We start from the raw sequence: 561 nt of genomic DNA on the forward strand, positions 1-561 counted from the left end.
TTGATTCTTTTGAATCGGTTTGTTTCTCGGATGTCTTGATATCTTAGGTCTATCATTTCTAAAATGATAGTCTTATCATCAATTCTGTATGAAGTTTTCAAGGTACGTTATGGATACTTTCGTATCCGAATGGAGATGGAGAGATTCGAACTCTTGACCCCCTGCTTGCAAGGCAGGTGCTCTCCCAACTGAGCTACACCCCCATATAGGATGATTCCTATTTAATTATAGACTCTTTCGAATCAATGGGCTTAAGTGGACTCGAACCACCGACCTCACGCTTATCAGGCGTGCGCTCTAACCAGCTGAGCTATAAGCCTCATTTAATCTGGCAGCCACCTACTCTCCCATGCCGTCTCCAGCGTAGTACCATCGGCCGCTTAGGTCTTAACCATCGTGTTCGGGATGTGGACGGGTGTTTCCCCTAAGCGCATCGCCACCAGTGTTATTCAGTTATCTTTGATAACTCAACAGCGAAATAATCTTTACTCGATTTCCTTAGAAAGGAGGTGATCCAGCCGCACCTTCCGATACGGCTACCTTGTTACGACTTCACCCCAG

The 561-nt window shown here is 45.8% G+C and carries 2 tRNA genes and 2 rRNA genes; all 4 read right to left on the reverse strand.

The features are described 5' to 3' along the window. Positions 1-130: 130 nt before the first annotated feature. Positions 131-203, reverse strand: a tRNA-Ala gene (locus DW059_RS15775). 43 nt (positions 204-246) lie between these two features. After that, positions 247-319, reverse strand: a tRNA-Ile gene (locus DW059_RS15780). A 7-nt stretch (positions 320-326) separates the two neighbouring features. Next, positions 327-444: ribosomal RNA gene (gene rrf / locus DW059_RS15785) — 5S ribosomal RNA — on the reverse strand. A gap of 58 nt (positions 445-502) precedes the next feature. Continuing rightward, a 16S ribosomal RNA gene (locus DW059_RS15790) occupies positions 503-561 on the reverse strand; the annotation flags it as partial.

Source organism: Roseburia sp. AF42-8, assembly GCF_003435965.1.
In the GTDB taxonomy this organism is placed as follows: Bacteria; Bacillota; Clostridia; order Lachnospirales; family Lachnospiraceae; genus Roseburia_C; species Roseburia_C amylophila.